This window comes from Saccharopolyspora halophila (assembly GCF_039531955.1).
Taxonomy (GTDB): domain Bacteria; phylum Actinomycetota; class Actinomycetes; order Mycobacteriales; family Pseudonocardiaceae; genus Saccharopolyspora; species Saccharopolyspora halophila.
The window spans coordinates 191,064-210,463 of record NZ_BAAARA010000004.1 but is presented as its reverse complement, the minus strand read 5'-3'; the positions used below and the strand labels follow the sequence as shown (position 1 = coordinate 210,463).

At 71.9% G+C, this 19,400-nt stretch carries 21 protein-coding genes; 14 read left to right on the top strand and 7 right to left on the bottom strand.

Features of this window, described 5'->3' with window-relative positions; all coding sequences use genetic code 11:
• Positions 1–2: 2 nt before the first annotated feature.
• Complete coding sequence (locus ABD289_RS08545; protein ID WP_344128526.1) at positions 3–1,637, top strand: protein kinase domain-containing protein; 1,635 nt, start codon at positions 3–5, stop codon at positions 1,635–1,637.
• On the opposite strand, the gene ABD289_RS08540 is transcribed toward ABD289_RS08545, so the two are convergent.
• A complete protein-coding gene (locus tag ABD289_RS08540) occupies positions 1,616–2,701 on the bottom strand; it encodes a lactonase family protein (RefSeq protein ID WP_344128524.1) in 1,086 nt (361 codons plus the stop codon). The genes ABD289_RS08545 and ABD289_RS08540 overlap by 22 nt on opposite strands.
• A gap of 145 nt (positions 2,702–2,846) precedes the next feature.
• On the opposite strand from ABD289_RS08540, the gene rocD reads away from it, so the two are divergent.
• Positions 2,847–4,079 carry an ornithine--oxo-acid transaminase gene (gene rocD, locus ABD289_RS08535; protein ID WP_344128521.1) on the top strand — a complete coding sequence of 411 codons (1,233 nt, stop codon included), beginning with the start codon at positions 2,847–2,849 and terminating at the stop codon, positions 4,077–4,079.
• Between the two features lie 24 nt (positions 4,080–4,103).
• On the opposite strand, the gene zapE is transcribed toward rocD, so the two are convergent.
• A complete protein-coding gene (gene zapE / locus ABD289_RS08530; RefSeq protein ID WP_425564634.1) occupies positions 4,104–5,132 on the bottom strand; it encodes a cell division protein ZapE in 1,029 nt (342 codons plus the stop codon).
• Between the two features lie 586 nt (positions 5,133–5,718).
• Here zapE and ABD289_RS08525 point away from each other — a divergent pair.
• From ABD289_RS08525 to ABD289_RS08485, 9 genes are read left to right on the top strand one after another with little or no spacing between them, the layout of a single operon-like run.
• The gene (locus tag ABD289_RS08525; RefSeq protein ID WP_344128517.1) at positions 5,719–6,210 is read left to right on the top strand and encodes an Asp23/Gls24 family envelope stress response protein; all 492 of its coding nucleotides are present in this window, start codon (positions 5,719–5,721) and stop codon (positions 6,208–6,210) included.
• A gap of 47 nt (positions 6,211–6,257) precedes the next feature.
• Positions 6,258–6,566, top strand: a complete 309-nt coding sequence (locus tag ABD289_RS08520; RefSeq protein WP_344128515.1) for a hypothetical protein — start codon at positions 6,258–6,260, stop codon at positions 6,564–6,566.
• Positions 6,567–6,594: 28 nt separating this feature from the next.
• Complete coding sequence (locus ABD289_RS08515; RefSeq protein WP_344128513.1) at positions 6,595–6,843, top strand: hypothetical protein; 249 nt, start codon at positions 6,595–6,597, stop codon at positions 6,841–6,843.
• A 37-nt stretch (positions 6,844–6,880) separates the two neighbouring features.
• Complete coding sequence (locus ABD289_RS08510) at positions 6,881–7,066, top strand: hypothetical protein (RefSeq protein WP_344128511.1); 186 nt, start codon at positions 6,881–6,883, stop codon at positions 7,064–7,066.
• Complete coding sequence (locus ABD289_RS08505; RefSeq protein ID WP_344128509.1) at positions 7,063–7,425, top strand: Asp23/Gls24 family envelope stress response protein; 363 nt, start codon at positions 7,063–7,065, stop codon at positions 7,423–7,425. The genes ABD289_RS08510 and ABD289_RS08505 overlap by 4 nt, the downstream gene beginning before the upstream one ends.
• A 3-nt stretch (positions 7,426–7,428) precedes the next feature.
• On the top strand, positions 7,429–7,962 hold the full coding sequence (locus ABD289_RS08500) for a DUF6286 domain-containing protein (RefSeq protein ID WP_344128507.1): 534 nt from the start codon (positions 7,429–7,431) through the stop codon (positions 7,960–7,962).
• Positions 7,962–8,564, top strand: coding sequence for an alkaline shock response membrane anchor protein AmaP (gene amaP / locus ABD289_RS08495; protein ID WP_344128505.1), 603 nt, complete (start codon positions 7,962–7,964; stop codon positions 8,562–8,564). The genes ABD289_RS08500 and amaP overlap by 1 nt, the downstream gene beginning before the upstream one ends.
• A gap of 1 nt (position 8,565) precedes the next feature.
• Positions 8,566–9,663: an ATP-dependent DNA ligase gene (locus ABD289_RS08490; RefSeq protein ID WP_344128502.1), complete on the top strand. Its 1,098-nt coding sequence runs from the start codon at positions 8,566–8,568 to the stop codon at positions 9,661–9,663.
• 10 nt (positions 9,664–9,673) lie between these two features.
• A complete protein-coding gene (locus ABD289_RS08485; RefSeq protein ID WP_344128500.1) occupies positions 9,674–10,567 on the top strand; it encodes a 2-dehydropantoate 2-reductase in 894 nt (297 codons plus the stop codon).
• 290 nt (positions 10,568–10,857) lie between these two features.
• On the opposite strand, the gene ABD289_RS08480 is transcribed toward ABD289_RS08485, so the two are convergent.
• On the bottom strand, positions 10,858–11,790 hold the full coding sequence (locus ABD289_RS08480; RefSeq protein WP_344128498.1) for an EamA family transporter: 933 nt from the start codon (positions 11,788–11,790) through the stop codon (positions 10,858–10,860).
• 234 nt (positions 11,791–12,024) lie between these two features.
• On the opposite strand from ABD289_RS08480, the gene ABD289_RS08475 reads away from it, so the two are divergent.
• Positions 12,025–13,581: an alpha/beta hydrolase gene (locus tag ABD289_RS08475; protein ID WP_344128496.1), complete on the top strand. Its 1,557-nt coding sequence runs from the start codon at positions 12,025–12,027 to the stop codon at positions 13,579–13,581.
• Positions 13,582–13,864: 283 nt separating this feature from the next.
• Here ABD289_RS08475 and ABD289_RS08470 read toward each other — a convergent pair whose 3' ends face one another.
• On the bottom strand, positions 13,865–14,647 hold the full coding sequence (locus ABD289_RS08470; RefSeq protein ID WP_344128494.1) for a DUF4389 domain-containing protein: 783 nt from the start codon (positions 14,645–14,647) through the stop codon (positions 13,865–13,867).
• Positions 14,648–14,771: 124 nt separating this feature from the next.
• Here ABD289_RS08470 and ABD289_RS08465 point away from each other — a divergent pair, with 124 nt between their 5' ends.
• Positions 14,772–15,065, top strand: a complete 294-nt coding sequence (locus tag ABD289_RS08465; RefSeq protein WP_344128492.1) for a hypothetical protein — start codon at positions 14,772–14,774, stop codon at positions 15,063–15,065.
• Positions 15,066–15,340: 275 nt separating this feature from the next.
• The gene (gene msrB / locus ABD289_RS08460) at positions 15,341–15,757 is read left to right on the top strand and encodes a peptide-methionine (R)-S-oxide reductase MsrB (protein WP_344128489.1); all 417 of its coding nucleotides are present in this window, start codon (positions 15,341–15,343) and stop codon (positions 15,755–15,757) included.
• Positions 15,758–16,075: 318 nt separating this feature from the next.
• Here the strand turns inward: msrB and hemQ are convergent, their stop codons facing one another.
• From hemQ to hemE, 3 genes are read right to left on the bottom strand one after another with little or no spacing between them, the layout of a single operon-like run.
• A complete protein-coding gene (gene hemQ / locus ABD289_RS08455; RefSeq protein WP_344128487.1) occupies positions 16,076–16,771 on the bottom strand; it encodes a hydrogen peroxide-dependent heme synthase in 696 nt (231 codons plus the stop codon).
• Positions 16,772–16,775: 4 nt separating this feature from the next.
• A complete protein-coding gene (gene hemG, locus ABD289_RS08450) occupies positions 16,776–18,227 on the bottom strand; it encodes a protoporphyrinogen oxidase (RefSeq protein WP_344128485.1) in 1,452 nt (483 codons plus the stop codon).
• Positions 18,227–19,315, bottom strand: coding sequence for a uroporphyrinogen decarboxylase (hemE, locus tag ABD289_RS08445; protein ID WP_344128483.1), 1,089 nt, complete (start codon positions 19,313–19,315; stop codon positions 18,227–18,229). The genes hemG and hemE overlap by 1 nt, the downstream gene beginning before the upstream one ends.
• Positions 19,316–19,400: the final 85 nt, after the last annotated feature.

Below are 19,400 nucleotides of genomic sequence, written 5' to 3'. Positions count from 1 at the left end.
CCGTGCAGTCGTTGCTGGGCAGCGACCCAGCCAGAGTTGACGACTACCGGCTGCTGGCACGACTCGGCAGCGGCGCGATGGGCGGGGTCTACCTCGGCCGCTCGCGGGGCGGCCGGGTCGTCGCCGTCAAGCTCATCCGCGCCGACCTCGCCGAGGACCCGGAGTTCCGGGAGCGCTTCCGGCGGGAGGCCGAGGCGGCCCGGTCGGTGGGCGGCTTCTGGACCGCCGCGGTGGTCAACGCCGATCCGGACGCCGAGCAGCCCTGGCTGGCCACCGAGTACGTCCCCGGCCCGACGCTGCACAAGGCCGTCTCCGACCACGGCCCGCTGCCGGAGGCCGCGGTGCGCAGCCTCGGCGCGGGCCTGGCCGAGGCGCTCGTGGCCATCCACCGCGCAGACCTGGTGCACCGCGACCTCAAGCCCGCCAACGTGCTGCTCGGACCGGACGGGCCGCGCGTGATCGACTTCGGCATCGCACGGGCGATGACCGGGCATTCGCTGACCGCGACCGGCATCTTCCTGGGCACGCCCGGGTTCTTCTCCCCCGAGCAGACGCTGGGCGGGGAGATCGGCCCGTCCAGCGACGTGTTCTCGCTCGGGGCGGTGCTGGCCTTTGCCGCGACCGGGATCGGGCCGTTCGGAGAGGAGAGCACGGCGGCCCTGCTGTACCGGGTGGCGCACGGCGAGCCGGACCTGTCGAAGGTCCCCGACGGGCTGCGCAACCTGCTGGCCGAGTGCCTGGCGAAGGATCCGGACGCGCGCCCTACCCCGGAGCAGCTGCTGGACCGCATCGGCGAGAGCACGCCGCAGGGCAGCGGGTGGCTCCCGGCCTCGATCACCGCGGTGATCACGCAGCACGCGACCGAGCTGCAGCGCACCGCGCGAGCTCCCGGCGCTCCCCCGCCGCCGGCACCCGCCGGTCCGATGGCACCCGCCGGTCCGCCGCGGCAACCGACCCGCCAGGAATCGCCCGCGCCGGCTCCGGCTCCGGCCTCCCCACCGGCTCCGCAGCCGCAGGCCCAACGGCCGATGCGCGAGCCGATCAGGCCCCGGCAACCGCAGCAGACCCGGCACGGGGCACCCAGGGTGCGCCGGGACGGCCCCGGTCCGGAGTTCCGCACCGGCGGGCGCGCCGGATCCGTGGTGTGGGCGCTGGTGTTCGGGCTGCTGCTGTTCGGCGCCTTCCTCTTCGAGCGCCGGTTCGGCAACGACCTGATCGGGATGGTTCCCGGTGGTCACACCGGGCTGCGGCTGGCCGCCGGGGTCGGGGTGCTGCTGCTGGTGATCGGCCTGGTCTGGTCGCTCTGGCAGGCGCTGACCCCGAAACTGCGCATCAAGATCAATTCCGAGGGCGTCGTGGTGTCCCGGTTGCGGATGACGCGGGAGATCCCGTGGTCGCAGATCTCCCGAGTCGGTGTCGCTGGCAAGGGCAAGACCGCCGAGCTGGCGCTGTGGCTGAGCGACGGCACGGTGCCGCACTCCAAGCTGTGGCACCGGGTCGGCAGGTACCACGGTGGCGCCACGATCTTCCCGATCGGCGCTACGGGCGGGATCTTCACCCGCAGGCAGCAGACCAAGCGGATGCGGGAAGCTCTCGGGCAGTACGCCCAGGGCCGCTACGACGCCAGGCTGCTCTGAACCGGTAGCAGGCACACCGGGCTCGGCACCGCGACCGGTTCGCCGAGCGGGGTGAGGTCGTCCACGGCGAAGGCTTGGACGTCGTTGCTGCGCTGGCCGGCGACCAGCAGCACCGAGCCGTCCGGGGACAGCGCGATGTGCCGGGGCTCGGTCACGCCCGCCGGGCGGATGTCGACCAGGCGTAGCTCGCCGTCGGCGCTGTCGGCGTCGAAGACCGCGATGCTGTCGTGGCCCCGGTTGGAGGCGAACACGTAGCGGCCGCGCAGGTCCACCACGACCTCGGCGGCCAGGTTGGCCCGGGCGTAGTCCGGCGGCAGGGTGGACAGCGCGTGCAGCGGCCGCAGCACGCCGGTCGAGGAGTCGTAGTCGAACTCGGTGATCGACGAGGCCAGCTCGTTGAGCAGGTAGCCCCGCTCGCCGTCCGGGTGGAAGGCCAGGTGGCGCGGTCCCGATCCGGCCCGCAGCCCGACCGTGCGGTCGTTGACGAGGTGGCCGGTGTCGGTGTCGAAGTCGTGCACGTGCACCGCGTCCGAGCCCAGGTCGACCACCAGCACCCGCCCGGCCGGATCGGTGAGCACCTGGTGGAGGTGCGGCCCCTCCTGGCGGTGCGGGTTCGGCCCGGTGCCGCGGTGCTGGAGCACGTGGGTCGCCGAGCGCAACGCCCCGCCCTCGCCGATCGGGTGCACCACGACGTTGCCGGAGCCGTAGTTGGCGGTCAGCAGGTAGCGACCGGACGGGTGCACGCTCAGGTGGCACGGCGACGCGCCCTCGGCGGGCTGCGAGTTCACCTCGCGCAGCGTGCCGTCGGGCCGCACGGACAGCGCGACCACCCGCCCCTCGGACCGCTCGGAGACCGCGTAGAGGGTGCCGCCGTCGGGGGCCAGGGCCAGGAACGACGGATCGGCGACCTCGGCGACGTGCCCGGTGACGTGCAACGAGCCAGCCGGACTCGCCTCGGCCAGGCCGATCCCCGCAGCACCGCCCTCGGCCGTGTAGGCACCCAGGTACACCCGATACGCACCGTTGTCCGGCATCAGCACCTCGCTCTCGTCTGCTGCGTCCATGGTGCCGTGGCGACGCCACCCACCGACGAGCGAGCGCGTTAGCACAACGAAACGACGTGATCACGCTCGTCGACGCAACGAACCGTCAAAACAAGCAATGGCTCGCGGCTGAAATCTCCGCTCCGGTGGACATAACCTGAACCACATGACCAGCGTCCCGGCACACCTCGACACCACATCCCGCGCCGACGAGCTCATCGCGCTCGACGAGCGCTACGGCGCGCACAACTACCACCCGCTCCCGGTCGTGATCGCCGAGGCCTCCGGCGCCTGGGTGACCGATGTGGACGGACGTGGTTACCTGGACTTCCTGGCGGGCTACTCGGCGCTGAACTTCGGTCACCAGAACCCGGAACTGGTCGCCGCGGCCACCGAGCAGCTCGGCCGGGTGACGTTGACCAGCCGCGCGTTCCACCACGACCAGCTGGGCCCGTTCTGCCGCGAACTCGCCGAGCTGACCGGCACCGATCGGGTCCTGCCGATGAACTCCGGCGCCGAGGCGGTCGAGTCGGCGATCAAACTCGCCCGCAAGTGGGCCTACCGGATCAAGGGCGTGCCCGAGAACCAGGCCGAGATCATCGTGGCGGGCTCGAACTTCCACGGTCGCACCACGACCATCGTCTCGTTCTCCACCGACGAGGACGCCCGCGCCGAATTCGGCCCCTACACAACGGGTTTCACCGTCACCCCGTACGGCGACGCGGATGCGGTCGAGGCCGCCATCAGCGAGCGGACCGCGGCGGTGCTGGTGGAGCCGATCCAGGGCGAGGCCGGGGTGGTCGTGCCGCCCGCGGACTACCTGCCGCGGCTGCGGCGGCTGTGCGACGCGCACGGCGCCCTGCTGATCGCCGACGAGATCCAGTCCGGCCTGGCGCGCACCGGCGAGACCCTGGCCAGCGCGCACGACGGCGTCCGCGCCGATCTCTACACCCTGGGCAAGGCCCTCGGAGGCGGGATCCTGCCGGTCTCGGCGGTGGTCGGGCGCGATGACGTGATCGGCGTGCTCCAGCCCGGCCAGCACGGGTCCACCTTCGGCGGCAACCCGCTGGCCTGCGCGGTCGGGCGGGCCGTGATCCGGTTGCTGTCCACCGGCGAGTACCAGCAGCGCTCGCGCGAGCTGGGGGCGCACCTGCACGCGCGCCTCGGCGAGCTCATCGGGCGCGGGGTGACCGAGGTCCGGGGCCGGGGGCTCTGGGCGGGCGTGGAGATCGCCGAGGGCGGCCCCGCCGGCCGCCAGGCCAGCGAGGCGCTGGCCGAGCGAGGCGTGCTGTGCAAGGAGACGCAGGCGAACACCCTGCGGATCGCCCCACCGCTGACGATCTGCCGGGACGACCTCGACAAGGGCATCGACACCATCGCCGAGGTGCTCGCGAGGTGAGCGGTCCGCGGTCCTCGCCCGCGATCAGGACTTGGTGAGGTCCCTGGAGAGCGCTGTGAGGCGGCTGATCGCCCGGAGGTACTTCTTGCGGTAGCCGCCTTGCAGCATCTCCTCGGTGAACAGGCTGCTCAGCGGTTCCCCGCTGACCCGCACCGGGATCGCCCGGTCGTAGAGCCGGTCGGCCAGCGCGACCAGACGCAGGGCCACGTCCTGATCCGGGGCCGCGTGCACCCCGGCGAGGTGGACCGCGGAGATGCCGTCGACCAGGCGGCCGTACTTGGAGGGGTGCAGACCGGCCAAGTAGGCGCAGAGCTCGTCGAAGCTGTCGTAGGTGGAGCCGTCGGTGGCCTCGGCGAGGCTGGCGAGCTCGTCCTCGTTCATCGGAGGCGGGGCGTCCGGCAGCCCGCGGTGGCGGTAGTCGGGGCCGTCGACCCGCACCACCGCGAAGCGCTCGGACATCGCGTGGATCTCGCGCAGGAAGTCCGCGGCGGCGAAGCGTCCCTCACCGAGCTTGCCCGGCAGCGTGTTGGAGGTCGCCGCCACGTGCACGCCCGCATCGGTGAGCTTGGCGATCAACTGGGTGACCAGCATCGTGTCACCCGGGTCGTCCAGTTCGAACTCGTCGATGGCCAGCAGCCGGTGCTCGGACAGGCGTCGCACCGTCTCGGCGAAGCCCAGCACACCGACCAGGTTGGTGATCTCCACGAACGTGCCGTAGGACTTCGGGCCCTCGGTGGCGTGCCACAGCGAGGCCAGCAGGTGCGTCTTGCCGACGCCGAACCCGCCGTCGAGGTACAACCCGCGCTTGTCGCCCGCGGGCTTCTTCCTGCCGCCGAAGAGCCCGCGCAACCACGACCCGCCACCACCGGCGGCGGCGTTGATGCGCTCGGCGAACGCGGAGCAGTCGCGCACCGCCTGCGCCTGGCTCGGCTCGTCGGGGTTCGGGATGTAGGTCTCGAAGCGCGCCGATTCGAACCGGGGTGGCGGGGTCATCGCCTGGACCAGCTCGTCCGGGGTGAGTTCGGGACGGCGGTCGACCAGACGGGCGAAAATCATGCGCCCGACTCTATAGCCGGCACCCCCGCTGCACGGACCACCCGCGGCGTGCTCCTGCTCACCCCGTGCCCCCGATCGAGGGGCTCGACCGACTCGGAAGGGCGAGCGGGCGCGCGGCGCCTCGCTCCCGGGACGCGAGGACGCCGCGACCTCGGACAACGAACGGGTGAACTTGCCGCCGCGCGTATCGAAGGGCGAGCCGCGGCCCGCGTCCCGCCGACGGCGGAAACGGGGAGCAGCGCGCGCTCGGGACCGGCTCCACGCGGGCCTCGCCGACGACCGGATTCCGACTTTCCCCAGCCCTGACCAGCGGCGACGCCGGACGGATCGGCTTCGGCCCGCGCGCCCGGCGACCGAGCCCGGGGTGGCTGCCGGCACGACCGCACGCCGATTCGATGCGGCCACCGCGTTGCGGAAGAATGATCACATGACGGTCGGGCCACGGGCTGACGCGTGCGGCGCTGATCGCAACTCGGATGGTGATGCGTGCACTCCTGAGACACCCTCGAACCAGGTGCGCGCGATCCCGTGGCGTACACGCCGGAGTACCGCTTCGGCAGAACCGGGAAGGAGCTCGATTTCCATGGCCAGCAACAGCAGCACAACCTCCGGCCAGTCGACCAGCACCGAGCAGCGCATTCCAGAGACCCGCTCCGGTGATGCTCCGTCGCGGCTGGCCGACGAGACCTCGCAGGGCAAGACGACCATCGCCGCGGGCGTGGTGCAGAAGATCGCCGCCATCGCGGCTCGCGAGGTCAACGGAGTGCACGACATGGGCGGTGGCGTCTCGCGCGCCTTCGGCGCCCTCAAGGACCGGATTCCCGGCAGCGGAACCTCTTCCACCTCCGGCGTGCAGGTCGAGGTCGGCGAGAAGCAGGCGGCCGTGGACCTCGACATCGTGGTCGAGTACGGCGCATCGATCGTGGACCTGTCGCGCTCGGTGCGGCGCAACGTGATCACCGCCGTGGAGCGGATGTGCGGCCTGGAGGTCACCGAGGTCAACATCGCGGTCAACGACATCCACTTCCCGGACGAGGAAGAGGAAGAGCATTCCGCGCAGTCCCGAGTGGAGTGATTCCGAATCGCCCAGGCGCGCCAACCCCTTTGGAGGACTCTCACCCGATGACCGAGCAGCCGAGCCCCCACGAGGTCGCCGAGCAGGTGCTGGCGCACCCGTCGGTGGCACGGCTGCACGGCGGCCGGTTCGGGGAGATCGCTTCCTACCTGCCCGGCGACAAGGTCGTCGGGGTGCGGTTGCGCGAGGACGCACCGGCCGAGATCGGTGTCACGCTGCGGATGGACCGTCCGCTGCGCGAAACGACCGACGAGCTGCGCGAGAAACTGATCGAGCGGCTCGGCGGTCCGGTGGACATCGTGGTCTCCGAGGTCGTGACCGACGAGGAGTTCGCCGAGACCGATCACGCCGAATGAGCGGTTCGGCCCGCTGGGGAGGCGCATCATGGTGAACGTGCACCACGACCGCGCGAAACGCTCCGAGATCCGCGCCTTCGTCCGGGACAACCACCCGGACGTCGGTGGCGATCCGGAGGCCTTCGCCGCCGGGCTCGCCCGGCTGCGCGCCGAACCGGCCGCGCACGACCCGCGCTTCGAGGCGCCGATCGTCGTCCGGCCCGGCGGCGCCCGCGGCCTGCTCATCCGCGTCCGCGCCTGGTGGCGACGACGCCGCCGCCCGTCCCGCGTCCGGTGACCACCGGGCGCACCCCCTGTTCTGGAGGCCACAGACCATGAACGCGACGCAGACCGGCTTGCTGGCCGGCCTCATCCTCGGCACCGCCGCAGCGATCGGCGGTTTCTCCAGCTTCCTGATCGCCCTGCTGGTCGGCGTGGTCGGACTGGTGATCGGTCGAGTGCTGGACGGGGAACTGGAGATCGGCGACCTGTTCGGCCGTCAGGGCAAGGATCGGCGTTGACCAGCACGGCCGAGGCTCCCGCGCGAGCGGCGGGGCTCGCCGAACCGGACGAGCGCGGCCGCCTGCACATCAACCGCGTCGTGCTGCGCAAGATCGCCGAGCACGCCGCCGACGTCGACGCGAGCAGCGCTCGCGAGGGCAAGAAGCACACCGCGGGCGCCGAGATCAGCGGCCCGGACGACGGTTTGCGGGTGCGGCTGAGCGTCGCGCTGCGCTACCCCGCTTCGGTGCGCGAAGCGGTGTCGTCGATCCGGACCCGGGTCAACCAGGACCTCGCCGGTTTCGGCTGCAAAGTGCGCAGCATCGACGTGACCGTGACCGCCCTGATCCCCGCGGCGGGACCGCCGCGGGTGGAGTGAGCCATGCGCCTTCTCATCCGGCTTCTCACCGCCCTGCTCGGCCTGATCATCGCCGTCGGCGGGGCCTGGCTGGCCGTCGAGTGCGCCTGGGCGATGATCCGCCCGGCGAGCGGTGGGCTGATCATCGCGCCGGGCGCGGTGGTCACCGCGCTGAACGACATCACCTGGCAGGCCACGCCGGTGCGGCTGACGGCGGGCGGCCTGGTCCTGCTCGGGCTCGTGCTGCTGGCGCTCGTAGCACGTTCGGGCGACAAGGACGTGCGGCTGCACGACCCGGCCCCGGAGGTCACCGTGACCACCGATTCGCGCTCGCTGGCGCGGCTGGTCAGTCACCAGGTCCGGGACCAGGACGGGGTCGCCGGGGCGGCGGTGACCGCAGGCGGCAAGCGGGTCAAGGTCAAGGCCACGCCGCGCTACGCCGATTCCGGGGACCTGCGCGGCCGGTTGACCGAGACCGCCGAGCGCGCGGTGCAGGACCTGCCGCTGCGCCGCACGCCGAAGGTGCTGGTATCGGTCGGCAACGCGAAGGAGCGGTGATGGCCGAGGTGAAGCCGAGCAGCACCCCTACCGCGCGCGGCGCGGCCTTCGAGCGCGGCGTCGTCGTGTTCCTGGCACTGCTGGCCCTGGTGCTCGGGGCCGGCGGCCTTCTCGTGGGATCCGGACTGCTGGGGGCCTTCCGCGCGCGACGTCCGGTGGCCGATCCGCTCGCGGTGCAGTGGCTGCGCGACAACGCGGGCCTCGCGCTGTGGATCGGGCTGGTCGTCGGGGTCGTGCTGCTGGCCCTGGGCGCGTGGGCGCTGGTGCACGCGCTGCGTCCGGAGCAACGGCCGGACCTGCGGCTGGAGCACGCCGACGCCGGTGACCTGACGGTCGGATCCGGTGCGCTGACCAGCGCGGTGCGCACCGACGCCGAACAGGTGACCGGGGTGCAGCGGGCCCGGGTGCGGATGGCGGGCAGCGACCGCCATCCCTCGCTGCGGCTGACGCTGTCCCTCAAGGAGGGCACCAACGTTCGTCACGTGTGGGAGGAGCTCGACCACAAGGTGCTCGCCCGCGCTCGCGAGGCGCTGGGCATCGAAACGCTGCCGACCGCGATCCGGCTGAAGCTCGACCGCGGCCCCAAGCAACGGGTGCGCTGACGTGCTCCCGGTGCAGCCTCCGATCAAACCCATGCTGGCCGGGCCGGTTCCCGGCATCCCCCGGGAACCGGGCCTGCTCTTCGAGCCGAAGTGGGACGGGTTCCGCTGCCTGGTTTTCGCCGAACCCGGCCACGTGCGGTTGCAGTCGCGGACCGGGCGCCCCCTGGAGCGCTACTTCCCCGAGGTGGTGGAAAGCGTGGGCGCGCACCTGGATCGGCCCGCGGTCCTGGACGGCGAGCTGGTGGTGATCGGCCGCGACGCCGCGGGCGAGCGGCTCGACTGGGACCTGCTGAGCGAGCGGATCCACCCGGCGGCCAGCCGCATCCGGTCCCTCGCCGAACGGACGCCCGCGACCTTCATCGCGTTCGACCTGCTGGCGCTCGACGATCGCGACCTCACCGGCGCAGCGCTGTCCGAGCGCCGCGAACTGCTGACCGGCCTCGGCCTGGACCACAACCGCCTGCGCACCACGCCGGTCACCGCTGACCCGGACACCGCCGAGAAGTGGTTCCGGGTGTTCGAGGGCGCTGGACTGGACGGGATCATCGCCAAGCGTTCGAACGAGCCCTACGCGCCCGGCAAGCGGGTCCAGCTCAAGATCAAGCACTCCCGCACGGTCGACTGCGTGCTGGCCGGTCTGCGCTGGCACGCCAAGTCCGAGCCGGGCACCGCGGTGGGTTCCCTGCTGCTGGGACTGCACGACGAGCACGGGGTGCTGCACCACGTCGGCGTCGTCGGGGCGTTCTCCGCGGCGCGGCGGCGCGAACTGGCCTCCGAGCTCGCCGGGCTGATCACCGAGGACGACCACCCTTGGCTGGGCGAGCCGGACGGGCGCCGGTTGCCCGGCTCGGTCAACCGGTGGAGCAGCGGCGAGCAGCCGTGGGTGCCGCTGCGGCCGGAGCGGGTGGTGGAGGTCGCCTACGACCACACCGAGGGCGGGCATCCCGCGCGGTTCCGGCACACCACCCAGTTCGTCCGGTGGCGGCCCGACCGCGACCCGGAATCCTGCCGCTACGAACAGCTCTCCGAACCGGCGCGCTACGACCTCGACTCCGTTCTGTCCGGCGCGGCCGACCGCAGGGATCGTTCGGACGGGTAACCTCCGCGGCGTGGCTGGACAACGCATTGCGGTGATCGGTTCGGGTGGCATCGGCGGCGCGCTCGCGGAGGCGGCGCACGACGCCGGACATCGGGTGACGATGTGCGTGCGCACCCCGTTCGAGAGGTTGACCCTGCAGACCCCGGAGGGAACCAGGGAAGTCCCGGTGGAGGTGGCGACCGAACCCGGTGGCCTCGGCGAGGTCGACTGGGCCGTGCTGACCACCAAGGTGCACGACGTCCCGGGGGCCGCGGGTTGGCTGCACAAGCTCGGCGACGGGCGCACGCCCCTGGTCGTGGTGCAGAACGGCGTGGAGCACCGCGAGTCGGTCGCCGACGTGCGAACTCCCGTGCTGCCCGCGCTGATCTACGTCGGAGCGGAACGGCTCTCCCCCGGTGAGGTGGTTCGCCGCTCCCCCGTCACCATGCAACTGCCCGCCGACGAGCTCGGCGAGCGGTTCACCGAGCTGCTGGCCGACAGCGCGGTGCGGATCAAGCAGACCTCGGACTTCCGAACCGCGGCCTGGCGCAAGATGCTCACCAACCTCGCGCCGAACCCCATCACGGCGCTGACCCTGCGCCGGCTCGACGTCCTGGCCGATCCGGACGTCGAGGAGCTGAGCGCGGGCATCCTCCGCGAGGCCATCGAGGTCGCCCGAGCCGAAGGCGCCGACCTCGGCGAGCAGGACGCCGAGCAGGTGCTGCGCGACTACGTCGAGCTGATGCCGCCGACCAACGGCACGTCGATGCTCTACGACCGCATCGCCGGGCTGCCCACCGAGCACGAGCACATCACCGGCACCCTCGTCCGGGCGGCGCGGACGCACGGCATCGACGTGCCGCTCAACCGCACGCTGCTAACCCTCCTGCGAGCCTGCAAACCGATGCAGCTCCCCACGCCCTGACGACCGGAGCGGGTGTGGTGACAGTTTTGCCTAAAACTGTGGTGCCTCCGGAACCCGAAATGTCCGGACAGTTCCAGGGGTCCTTGCGGTATGCGGCGGAGCCGCTGTTTCAGGTGTGGGACTCAGCCCGCACCGCCGCGGGTTCTGACGCGTCGTGTGGCGAGGACAGCCGCGACGTCGCGCAGGTGGCCTAATCAAGGAGCGGATCCCGCAGCCACACGACGCGTCAGGTTCCGCCACCCGCACCGCCACGCAAGCCCCAAACTGAAACGCAAAACTGTCACCTGCGGCTAGTTGGACGGTGGGTCTGCGGATTCCTCGGGCTTCTCGGTGCTGGCGACCGAGCCCACCGAGGCGATGACCACGCAGCAGATCGCCAGCCACTGCCAGCCCGTGAGGAGCTCGTGCAGCACGAGCAGGCCCGCCAGCGCCGCCACGGCGGGCTCGGTGCTCATCAGGATGCCGAACACGCGCGGCGGCATCCGGCGCAACGCCTCGAGCTCGAGGCTGTAGGGGATGACCGAGGACATCAGGGCGACCACGAAGCCCGCGACCAGCACCCAAGGGCTGAACAGCGCCGCGCCCGCCTCGGCGACGCCGATCGGGGTGGCCAGCAGGGCGCCGAAGGCCATCGCCAGCGCGAGACCGGACCCGCCGGTGGTACGGCTGCCGAGCTTGGCGCCGAAGATGATGTAGCCGGCCCAGCAGGCACCCGCCGCGAGGGCGAAGAGCACCCCGACCCAGTCCAGGCCGCCCTCCACGCGGGACAGCAGGAACACCCCGAGACCGGCCAGCACGGCCCACAGCACGTCGAGCTTGCGCCGCGAGCCGATCAGCGCCACCACCAGCGGTCCGAGGAACTCGATCGTCACCGCGGCACCGAGCGGGATGCGCTCGAACGACTGGTAGATGCAGGCGTTCATCCCCGCCAGCACCGCGCCGTAGCCGGCGATCACCCGCAGCGTCCGCCAATCGGCGCGCAGCGCGGGGCGGTAGACCACGAGCAGGATCACCGCGGCGAAGAACAGCCGCATCGCCACCACACCGGACGCACCGGCCTCGGCGAACAGCTGCTTGGCGAAGGCAGCGCCGACCTGCACGCTGACCACGCCGACCATCACCATCAGCGGCGGCGGCACCGCACCCAGCGGCGCGGCCGACAGCCGTCGAACACCTCGTCCACGACCGCCCGAACTCCCCGAGCCAACCTGCGCGACCTGCACGTTTCCCCTTCACGCTCGTCGCGGCCGAACCGCGGCCGCCATCCCTCGGCACCTGCGCTGGAACTACCCGCGCGGGAACAGGTCGCAACCGGCACCGCCTGCGGGACGGGTTCCCGACCAAGCCCTTAGCAACGCTATCGGTTCGGACGGAACCGTCCCAGGGGCCTCACCGCGGTCTCACCTGGATCATGCGATGCTGGCCGTGACCACCGGCGTTGTCGACGAGGAGAAACCGTGCCGCGCAACACGAAACGGGTCGCGGCCCTGCTGCCGTTTCTGCTGCTGGTGGTCACCGGGTGCACGGCCGGACCGTCCGATCGCCCGGCGGTGGCCTATCACGACGACGAGTCGGCGGCGCAAGCGCCGCAACCCCCGGAGCCCGCTCCCGTCCCGGGCCTGGGCGGGCCGACCGCGGACACCCTGCACTGGCAGGACTGCACCCCTCAGACGACCGCCGAGCTGGGCTCCGCGCCACCGGGCATGATGTTCTCCTGCGCCCAAATGCTGTCCATCCTCGACGCGCCGGAAGCCCCGGAACGCGGAACCCAGCGCAACGCCCTGATCCGCATCGGCGACGGCACGCACGTCCCGCTGGTGGTCGTCGGTGACATCAACGGCGAGCCGGGCACCACCTTCGCCGCCAGGCTGGCCGCTCAACTGCCGCCCGAGGTGCACAACACCTTCGACATCATCGGCGTGGACCGCCGCGGCACCGGCGAGTCGGACCCCGCCGACTGCATGCAGCCCGCCGAGCGCGAGAGCATCGTCGGCTTCGACCCGCGCGCCACCGAACGCCCCCAGCTCGACCGGCTGCTGGACTCGGTCGTGTCGGCCAGCCAGGAATGCCTGCTCACCCTCGACGAGCGACTGCAGGCCTACGACTCCTGGCGAACCGCCTCCGACCTGGAGGAGCTCCGCCTGGAGCTGGGCGTTCCGAAGCTGCACCTGCTCGGCCGCGGGGAGGCCTCCCGGCTGCTGACCACCTACGCCGAGCGCTATCCGCAGTCGGTCGGCCGGATGGTGCTCGACGGCGCACCGGACCCCACCCGCGACGCCATCGGTCGTGCCGAGTCGCAAGCACGGGCCGCCGAGAACGCCTTCGACGAATTCGCCGAGCGGTGCGTCGCGCGCGGCTGCCCGCTCGGCGAGGACCCGCGGCGGGCGGTCGGCGACCTCGTCGAACGCACCCGCAGCACACCGCTGCCCGCCAACGGCTCGGTGGTACCCGCCGGGCGGGTGGTGCGAGCGCTGCAGCTCGGCCTGCGCGATCAGAGCAGCTGGCCCGCGCTCGCCGACGCGCTGGCCGCGGGCGTGCGCGGGGACGGAACCCGGCTCGCCGAGATCAGCGCGCCGCTGCTCCAGTCGCAGGGCACGGCTGCGCCCTGGCTGGACGGTCACCTGATCACCAAGTGCAACGACACCACCTTGCGGGTGCCGCCGCAGCGCAGCAGCCAGCTGGCTGCGGACTGGGTGAACCGGTTCCCGCTGTTCGGCGGCCTCGCCGCCCAGCGCATCGTGTGGTGCGGTTCCTGGCCGGTCCCGCAGCGGCCGCTACCGACGCCGCGCCGCGGGGATCTGCCGCCGATCCCGGTGATCACCACCGAGCACGACCCGCAGACGCTGGCGCTGGGCACCGATCACATGGCTCAGCAGCTGCCGACCGGGGTTCAGCTGCGCTGGCAGGGCGCCGGGCACGGAGCGCTGGGGCGCTCCACGTGCATCACCGACGCCGTCGCCCGCTACCTCGTGCACGGCGCGGTCCCCACCGAGGGAATGGTCTGCCCGGCGTGATCCCGCAGCACGCCGGGCAGACCACCGCCGCTCAGCCGCAGCTGGAGCAGCAGCCACAGGAAGGACCGGTGCAGCTGCCGCAGCAGTTGCACCCGCCCTTCGCCTGAGGGGCCTGCTCTTCGGTGCGGACCATCCTGGCCTCCCAATCGTCGTGGATACCAGCGGTCCCGATGGTCCTCGCCGATCATCCGGCGCGGACACCGCTGGCCGAGCGAAAGCGCGTCGCTCGACCAGCCCATCGGGATCTCCGCGCCGATTCCGGTCCGTGATCGCGCGCGGGCGATCAGGCGTAGGTGCACTCGTAGGCGTACCCGTCGGAGTGCGGGGCGCAAGCCGGTTGCTGCGTGGCCGATACCGCTCCGCTGCTCGCCAGGCCCAGGACACCGAGCACGATGAACACGATCAGCAGCACCCTGCCGCCGGACGAGAGCACCAGCGGGCGAGTGCCGTAGGAGACCTGCGGCGGGTTCGGCTCGGCGCGCTCGTCGCCGAAGAGCTTCTTCGGATAGGCACCGGTGAGCATGGAGAAGTACGAGTTGGCGCGAAAGTTGTAGCGCAGCGCCGCGGCCGAGGCGTCGAAGATCGGGCGCGGGGTGCGGCCCAGCACCAGGACGATCAGCCAGAGGAAGAACGCCAGCGCCGTCCAGCCGGCCATCACCACGCTCGAGATGATCGCCGCCGGGATGAACAGGATGATCCGGAACAGCACGGCCGCCCGGTTCAGCCTCCCGGGGTGGAACTCGGTGCGCAGGGCTTCCCCGGGGCCGGAGAGCACGAACGTCGGGTACGTGTCGATGAGCAGCATGGCCGAGGCACTCACCCGGGTGGAGTAGTCGATGTAGAGCATCAGGTAGCCGGAGATCCATTCCGGCAACCGCCCCAGGAACAGCGCGGCCCACCAGCCGAGGAAGACCACCACGTTCGCCGCGATGCCCAGCGCCCACACCACGATGAAATGCGGGATCAGCAGCAGCGCGCGCAGCAGGACTGTCCAGCGGCGCTGACGCTCGGGCACCGCGATCATCATCTCCGGCAGGAAGCGCCCGGACTCGTCCGGCTCCGTCATGACCCCTCCACTGACCGCTGGCGAAATCCGCCCGATCATAGACTGACCTGCTGGTTCAGGCATGGCGTGACCACATCGGAGTGAAGGGGTCGGCCTCGGCGCGCGGGAGCGCTACGGTGGTGCCATGCAGCGCGGTGAACCGGACGAGTCCGCTCGCTTCGGCGACCTCGACGACCTCGACCACGACGACCCGGAGGTGCGGGCCTTCGCCGCGCACCGGGCCCGGATGGACCGCACCGGTTCCAAGGCCACCGTCGAGGGCATGCTGCGCGGGGTCGACGACTTCGCGCAGAGCGCCAACCGCACCGGCGGCCACCGCAGGCTGCTCGCCGTCACCGTGGTGCTGCTGATCCTGTTCGGCGTGCTGTTCACCGTCTGGAACGCGGTCGCATTCATGCTCGACACGTTCTTCGCCTAGGCGAGGGGTTCAGCTCGCGACTTGCGCGGCGGTAGCCGTTGTATCGGTGTGCGGCTCAGCTCGCACCGCCGCGGGTTCCCAGACGTCGCCGGGGGGCGGACAGCCGCAGCGCCGCGCAGGTCGCCGCTCGAGTCGCGGATCCCGGAGCCCGGTGGCGTCCCAAGTTCCGCTCCCCGCGCCACCACGCGAACCCCAGCTGAAACATCCGAGTGGCCTGCGACTCGATGCAGGCTCCAGGCTTCGCACTCGATCTTCGCTCGGATTAGCGTGGAGGCATGGATCCGGTCGCTGACACGCCGAAGGTCACCAAGAGCGAGCAGGAGTGGAAGGAGCAGCTCACCGACGAGGAGTACGCGGTGCTGCGCCAGTCCGCCACCGAACGGCCGTGGACCGGCGAGTACGTCGATACCAAGGCCACGGGGGTCTACGAGTGCCGCGGCTGCGGAGCCGAGCTGTTCCGCAGCGAGACGAAGTTCGAGTCGCACTGCGGGTGGCCGTCGTTCTACGACCCGGCCGACAGCGACGCGGTGATCCTCCGCAAGGACCGCTCGATGGGCATGGTCCGCACGGAGGTGCTCTGCGCCGCCTGCCACGGCCACCTGGGTCACGTCTTCGAGGGCGAGGGCTACGCCACGCCCACCGACCAGCGCTACTGCATCAACTCCATCGCGGTTCGCCTGATCGAGAGCTGACTCCCCGCTCAAATCGAAACCGGCCCGGCAGAACGAGCGTCTGCCGGGCCGGTTTCGGTTTGAGGTGTGCGTGGCACTGGTTGAGTCCCACACCGGCGGCTCCGCCCAAGGGGTCCTCGCGGTATGCGGCGGCAGCCGCTGTTCCAGGTGTGGGACTCACCCGGCGCCGCCGCGGGTTCTGACGCGTCGGGTGGCGAGAACAGGCGCGACGCCGCGTGTCGCTACTCAAGGAGCGGATCCCGCAGCCACGCGGCGCGTCAGGTTCTCCCACCCGCACCGCCACGCAAACCGACCACTGAAATACCGCCTCGAGAGGCCTCAGGGAAGCCGGGTGATCAGCTCGGCGACCTCGACCCGGTGACCGGTGTAGAAGGGGGTCTCCTCGCGCACGTGCAGGCGCGCCTCCGTGCCGCGCATGCGCCACATCAGGTCGACGATGCGGTGCAGCTCATCGGCCTCGAAGGCCAGCAGCCACTCGTAGTCGCCCAGTCCGAAGGACGCGACGGTGTTGGCGCGCACGTCCGGGAAGTCGCGCGCCGCCTTGCCGTGGTCGGCGAGCATCTGGCGGCGCTCCTCGTCGGGCAGCAGGTACCACTCGTAGGAGCGCACGAACGGGTACACGCAGATGTACTTCTTCGGCTCCTCGCCCGCCAGGAAGGCCGGGACGTGCGACTTGTTGAACTCGGCCGGGCGGTGCAGCGCGGTGTTGCTCCACACCGGCTCCGAGCACTGGCCCAGCGGGGTCTCCCTGCGGAATCCGGTGTAGGCGGACTGCAGGGACTCGATCTCCTCGGCGTGCCACCAGATCATGAAATCCGCGTCGGCGCGCAGCGCCGAGACGTCGTAGACACCGCGAACGGCCACGCCGCTGTCGGCGAGCGAGTCCAGGTATTCCTGCGTCACCTGCGCGGCCTTGTCCCGGTCCTCGGGCAGGGTGCCCTGCTCGAACCGGAAGACCGACCACATGGTGTAGCGGATGGTGTTGTTGAGCTCGTCGTAGTTCAGCCGCGCCATGAGCTCATCTTCCCACCTCAAGGCGCCCGGTCTGCAGCAGGTCCCGGGTGACGTCGGTCGCCGCCGACTCCCCGGTCGCCACGCACGCGGGCACGCCGACGCCGTGCAGCGCCGCACCGGCGATCGCCAGTCCGTGCACCTCGGCAACGGCCCGCTCGATGTCGGCGACCAGATCGAGATGCCCCACGCCGTACTGCGGCAGCCCGCCGCCCCAGCGCAGCACCACCGACTCCACCGGTTCGGCGGTGATGCCGGTCAGGTCGGCCAGATCCGCCCGCACCCGGTGCAGCAGCTCATCGTCGTCGCGCTGCAGCTCGGCGGTCTCGCCGAAGCGGCCGACCGACCCGCGCACCAGCACCTCGCCATCGGCACCGCGCAGGTGCTGCCACTTGTTGCTGGAGTAGGTGAAGGCCTTCGCGGTGAACGGAGTCCCGTCCGCGCGCCGCTCCCCTCGGGCGATCAGCGTGCCCGAGGCCGCGGCACCGTCGTGCTCGGGCAACGGCGTGTCGGGTGGCAGGGCGAGGCCGACCACGGCCATCGAGGCCAGCTCGACCGCGCCGAGGCGCTCCGAGGCGGCCGGAACCGGATCGGCCAGCAGGCGCCGCGCGGCGGGCGCCGGAATCGCCAGCACCACGGCGTCGGCTTCCAGGTGCTCCGGTGCGGGAGCCGCACCGATCTCCAAGCGCCAGCCCGCGCCGGTGCGAGCGAGCCCGCGCACCGGCAGGCCCAGCCGGACGTCCGCGTCGGCGGCCAGCAGCAACCGGTCGATAAGTTCGCGATAGCCGCCCCGGAACGCGCCGAAGACCGGCTTCGGCGTGGTGTTCCGAGCGGGCGGCGCGGGCAGCGCCGAGCGGACCGCTTCGGCGATCGAACCCGCTCCCGCGTCCAGCGCCGCGGCCAGCGCCGGGATGGTCGCGCGCAACCCGAGGCGGTTGGCATCGCCCGCGTAGACGCCGCCGAGCAGCGGCTCCACCAGGCGGTCGACGACCTCGTCGCCGACCCGCTCGCGCAGCAGACCACCGACCGAGGCGTCGGCACCGCCGAGCTCGATCGGCGGCAGCCCGGCCTCCGCGCGGACCGCGTCCGCCCCCGCTTCGGAGAGCACGCCCGCCACCGAATCGGCCTCGGCGGGCACGCCCATCACGGTGCCGCCGGGCAGGTGCTGGATCCGCCCGCCCGCGCGCACGGTCGCCCGCGCCCCGGCGGGATGCACGATCTCGCTCTCCGCGCCCAGCTCCTCGGCCAGCCGCAGCACCTCCGGGCGGCGCGCCAGGAACGCCTCGGCGCCGAGGTCGTAGGCCGTACCCGCGAGCTCCACCGAGCGCAGCTTGCCGCCGAGGCAGGTGGTCTGCTCCAGGAGCACGATCTCGGCGTCCGGGCCGAGCTCGGTGCGCAGCCGGTGAGCCGCGGACAGCCCCGCGATGCCCCCACCGACGACGGCTACGCGCGGCGGCATCAGCGCTGCGCGGTCGTGGTGTGCACCAGCTCCACGATCCGGGTCAGCACCTCCGGGTCGGTGGTGGGCAGCACGCCGTGACCGAGGTTGAAGATGTGGCCGCCGTCGACCCGGCCGCCCTCGTCGAGGATGCGGCGCACCTCGCGCTCGACGGCGTCCCAGCCCGCGAACAGCACGGCGGGATCCAGGTTGCCCTGCACGACCGGGGCACCCGCGGCGGGCTCGGCCGCGCGCAACCGCGTCGCCGCCTCGTCCAGGCCGACGCGCCAGTCCACGCCGACGACATCGGGACCGGCGTTGCGCATCGCACCGAGCAGCTCCCCGGTCCCGACGCCGAAGTGGATCTTCGGGACGTCGGAGACCTCAGCGATGCCCTCGAAGATGCGACGGCTGTGCGGCAGCACGAACTCGCGGTAGTCGCGCAGCGAGAGCGCCCCGGCCCAGGAGTCGAACAGCTGGACCGCGTCGACACCGGCCCGCAGCTGCACCCGCAGGAACTCGAGCGTGGTCTCGGCCAGCTTCTCCAGCAGCGCGTGCCAGGTCTTCGGGTCGGAGTGCATCAGCGCCTTGGTGCGCTCGTGATTGCGGCTCGGGCCGCCCTCGACCAGGTAGGAGGCCAGGGTGAACGGCGCGCCCGCGAAACCGATCAGCGGCGTCTCGCCCAGCTCGCGGATCAGCAGCCCGATCGTGTCCGCCACCGGCGTGACCTGCCCGGCATCCAGCTCGGGCAGTGCCGCGACGTCGGCGGCGTCGCCGACCGGGTTGGTCACCACCGGCCCGGTGCCGGGCACGATGTCCAGGCCGATCCCAGCGGCGTACAGCGGCAGCACGATGTCGCTGAACAGGATCGCCGCGTCCACGCCGTGACGTCGCACCGGCTGCAGGGTGATCTCGCTGGCCAAGTCCGGCGTCATGCAGGCCTCGAGCATGGGAATGCCCTCGCGCAGCGAGCGGTACTCGGGCAACGACCGCCCGGCCTGCCGCATGAACCAGACCGGGGTGTGCCTGGGTCGACCGCCGCGAGCGGCGACGAGCAGAGGAGAGTCGGCTAGGTCCCGTCGAGCCGAGACCGGAGCGGAGTTCGTCATCGAAGGTCGGTGTCCGTACGTCTGTGTCGGATCCCGGCGATTCCCCGCACGAGGCCGGTGCTGACTTGCCGTGGCGGTCGGCCGG